We start from the raw sequence: 3907 nt of genomic DNA, 5'->3' as shown, positions 1-3907 counted from the left end.
CGCGCCGTCTATCGGTGTACCTCTTGTATCCTTATAGTATCATTTTGCTTCTTGCTTGTCAAGCCAATACACGACGAACCCCCTGCTGGAAATTGATCCAACAGGGGGTTCCGCTTTCTCCCGCTCAACCGCTTGGGGGAAAACAAACGATTGAAGCTCTTTCTACTCTCTCCGCAGATGCCGGGCACCTGCTATATCAAAATCATGGAACAGATGGTAATTGCTTAGTACTTAACCCAAACTTCGCCATTGTTTGCGGACTCTACGCACTTCTCAATCCACTTGACGCCAGCCAGACCAGCTTCAACGTCCGGATACCAGAAGTCACCGTACTCTTCTTCGCCCTTGCTCATGCCTTCGATAGCCAGAGCAAAACGACGATACAGGTTTGCCCATGCCTCGAACAGACCCTCTGCATGGCCGCCGCCGATGCGGTCTTCTACGCGAGCTTCCTCATACAGGTAGCCTGCGCCACGCTCCAGACGGCGTACCGGCTCACCCTCAATTTCATAAGTCATCTGGTTCGGACGCTCATCATCCCACTCGATGGAAGCCTTGGAACCAACAACACGAATCACATGACCATGGCGTGCGCCGCAGTTGATGGAAGAAGACCAGCAGTAAACCTTTGCGCCCTCCTGTACATGGTTGGAAGCGTTCAGACGCATCAGGGTGAACGCGTTGTCCTCCAGCTCACGACCTTCTACGAAAGCATCCTTGGAGCACAGAACCTTGTCAATCTTCATGTCCGGAATCATTGCCTCGATGATGTACAGGCAATGGGTGCCAACGTCTGCCATAGCAAAGGACGGACCTGCCTTCTTCGGGTCAAAACGCCACTTAGCAGCAGCATTGGTCTCTTCAATCTTGTAGTTGTAGCCGCCGAATGCGAAGGACATATTGATAACACGGATGTCGCCCAGATCACCATTCTTAATCATCTGACGAGCCTGCTGAATCATCTGATGACCGGAGTAACCATAGGTTACACCGACAACCAGGTGCTTCTTCTTAGCCAGAGCAACCAGCTCTTCGCCCTCTTCGGTGCTGAAGCACAGCGGCTTCTCGCATACAACATGGATGCCAGCTTCCAGAGCAGCCTTGCACACTTCGTAGTGTACGCTGTTCGGGGTAGCGATGGAAACAGCCTCAATGCCGTCCTCGCGCTGTGCTTCCTTCTCGAACATGGTCTTGTAGTCCGGATAGCAGCGATCCGGATCAATGCCCAGCTCAGCGGCAAAAGCCATGCCGCGCTCCGGATTGATGTCGAATGCGCCAGCTACCAGCTGGAAGTTGTTGTCGCGCAGTGCTGCAGAACGATGGATGTAACCAATCTGGCTGCCCTTGCCGCCGCCGACCATAGCCCAACGAATCGGATGATCCAGAACCTTAGAACCGTTAATCATAGTCATTTCCTCCTAAAAAACTTCTTCTATAAACTCTCTGTGATATAATCTCAATTAGATCTGATAGCCAACAGACTTCAGATAATCTACGCTGCGCTTGACATCGCGCAGAGAGGTATCGGAATTGCGCGGATCGCGCTCTTGCTCAATGGTGATGTAGCCGCTGTAGCCAATGTCTTCCAGTGCCTGCTTGATTGCCGGATAATCCAGTGCGCCGGTGCCGATCGGACACATAGCGCCCTTGCCGCAGCCATCGAAGAAGCGAATATGCTCGCCCATAACTTCCTCGTATACCTTCTGGTCAACATCCTTAAAGTGCACGTAATCCAGCTTGTCCTGATACTTCTTCAGGTAAGTTACCGGATCCATGCCGGAGTAATACAGATGACCGGTATCCAAGCACAGACCGCAAACATCATACGGAATATCATTGGTAATGCGCTCAATTTCATCAGCAAACTCAATGTAGGTACCAGCGTGCGGATGAATGACCGGACGCACGCCCCAGCTGTTTGCTCTGTCGCAGACAGCGCGGACATTCTTGACGAAAGCAGCCCACTGCTCATCGTCCATGCGCGGTGCGCGGTCGGAATGGCCTGCGTTGAAGTCGCGCTCGTCATGACCCCAGTCCATAACCGTCAGATACGGTGTCGGCCACTTCTGTCCCTCGTGTACCGGCAGCTTCGGCATCTTCGGATCGGTAATGAGCTTGCAGATGTCATCGACAGCCTTAAGCACGCTCGGCTGGTTTTCCGGTGTCACCAGATCATGGAAAATGGTGCCAACAACGATGCCCAGACCGTTCTTGTTCAGCTCTTCTGCCACGAGATCGACATCGTTCGGGATGTAGCCCCAAGGGCCAAGCTCAATCGCACGATAACCTGCCTGGCTTGCTTCGGAAAGCACGCGGGTCCAAGGCGGCAGATACGGATTTTTCGGATCGTCTACGCCCCAGCAGCTCGGAGCGCCGCAAATGTTCATGCTCATAGGTACAATCTCCTTTTCTATACTCACGCGGTCTGGTGATACACAATCTTGTTGTTGGCTTGTGTATCACCAGCTTGTTTTGACGGTTTGTCGTTCCTGTGTTATGATTCTATTATACGAAATTTTCAAAGAAACACCTTCATTATCTTGTAAATTCCCGCAAAAATTTGCATGGTATTTTGCACAAAATCCAAAGCATTTTTTTGGACACTACACTATCTTGTTGTTTCCCTCATAAAAAAAGGAGTACAAGCATGAAAGACATCCAGACCATTTCTCATCAGGTGTTTGAAGACGGTGCACTTCCCGTGCTCGTCAACGCCAATCGGCAGGACTACGGAAAAACCAAACACGACCGCCCCATGCACGGGCATGACTCGATGTGCGAGCTGCTGCTGTGCTATCGCGGCTTCGGCACCTATAATGTCAACAACTTCTCGTATCTCATTCAGGAAGGCGATCTCATCTATTATAACTGCGGAGAACTGCACGAAGTGGTATCCAACACCGATGTGGAAATCGGCACGTATTGTTTCGGCTTTTCACATGTGCAGTTCCAAGGTCTGCCGGTCAATCATTGTATTCCGTCAGACAGTCCGCACGTCCGCGCCTCTCAGGCACAGTTTTCATTTTTGCGCAATCTCGCGGAACAAATCCTTGCTCTCAACGACGGTACACCGCCGGAACAATTGACCGCACAGACACTTGGCATTTCTCTGCTCATGTTGGCCGCACAAATGCCTGTCACACAGCAGGACGGCATCATTCGCAGTTCCGCTTCTCTGCTCACCCGCCGCATCAAAGACTATATTGATGCCCATTACACAGAACCGCTCAAATTAGAGGACATCGCCGTGGCTCTTGGCTGCAGCGTTCCCTATCTGTCCCATACCTTTAAAGATGCCACGGGATATTCTCCAATTCAATATGCCATTCGCCGCCGCATCGGCATGGCACAAACCCTGCTTATTTCCACCGATCATTCCGCCACACGCATTGCAACCATGGTCGGCTATGACAACACGAACTATTTCAACTCCCTGTTTACGCGCATTGTCGGCACAACACCGATTCAATACCGAAAAAAGTATCTGGAAGCCTTGCGCGGAGAACGAAATCAGATGTAAAATATTTGTCGGAATAAGAAAGTGAGTGACGAATTATGAACAAACATCTGATTCCCAGAATTTTCTTTTATATCGTGGGTCTTTTGATTCTCGCGCTGGGAATTATTCTCAACACCAAATGCGGCCTCGGCGTTTCACCGATTATCTCTGTCGCCTTCAGTATTTCTACCATCACCAACAGCAACTTCGGCAATATGACCTTTCTCTTATATGCCATCTTTGTTCTCGTAGAACTGCTGATTCATCTGGCATTAAACCGCCGGTATCGCGTCCATCCGGACCGCGCTCCGGTCATTCGCCGCAATCTCAAGCTGCTTCTTATCATGGATCTGCTGCAATTGCCGCTGAGCTTGGTATTTACCCGATTTATGAATCTGTTCTCCGCTT

At 50.7% G+C, this 3907-nt stretch carries 3 protein-coding genes and 1 pseudogene; 2 read left to right on the top strand and 2 right to left on the bottom strand.

Annotated elements, in window-relative coordinates; genetic code table 11:
* Nucleotides 1-224 precede the first annotated feature (224 nt).
* Together ACR0P9_RS08745 and ACR0P9_RS08740 are read right to left on the bottom strand one after the other, a co-directional pair.
* Nucleotides 225-1406, bottom strand: a complete 1182-nt coding sequence (locus tag ACR0P9_RS08745; RefSeq protein WP_432619277.1) for a Gfo/Idh/MocA family protein — start codon at nt 1404-1406, stop codon at nt 225-227.
* Nucleotides 1407-1460: 54 nt separating this feature from the next.
* A complete protein-coding gene (locus ACR0P9_RS08740; protein WP_432619275.1) occupies nt 1461-2393 on the bottom strand; it encodes a sugar phosphate isomerase/epimerase family protein in 933 nt (310 codons plus the stop codon).
* Nucleotides 2394-2647: 254 nt separating this feature from the next.
* Here ACR0P9_RS08740 and ACR0P9_RS08735 point away from each other — a divergent pair, with 254 nt between their 5' ends.
* Nucleotides 2648-3520 carry an AraC family transcriptional regulator gene (locus ACR0P9_RS08735; RefSeq protein ID WP_432619273.1) on the top strand — a complete coding sequence of 291 codons (873 nt, stop codon included), beginning with the start codon at nt 2648-2650 and terminating at the stop codon, nt 3518-3520.
* Between the two features lie 35 nt (nt 3521-3555).
* Nucleotides 3556-3907: pseudogene (locus tag ACR0P9_RS08730) on the top strand (hypothetical protein); the annotation flags it as partial.

The sequence above is a fragment of the Butyricicoccus sp. genome, from assembly GCF_050872565.1.
Taxonomy (GTDB): Bacteria; Bacillota; Clostridia; order Oscillospirales; family Butyricicoccaceae; genus Butyricicoccus_A.
This window is presented reverse-complemented; position numbering and strand designations above follow the sequence as displayed.

Excerpts from the sequence above, each read along its gene's own strand:
- ACR0P9_RS08735 (WP_432619273.1), top strand. The coding sequence starts at position 2,648 with ATGAAAGACATCCAGACCATTTCTCATCAGGTGTTTGAAGACGGTGCA.
- ACR0P9_RS08740 (WP_432619275.1), bottom strand. The coding sequence starts at position 2,393 with ATGAGCATGAACATTTGCGGCGCTCCGAGCTGCTGGGGCGTAGACGAT.
- ACR0P9_RS08745 (WP_432619277.1), bottom strand. The coding sequence starts at position 1,406 with ATGATTAACGGTTCTAAGGTTCTGGATCATCCGATTCGTTGGGCTATG.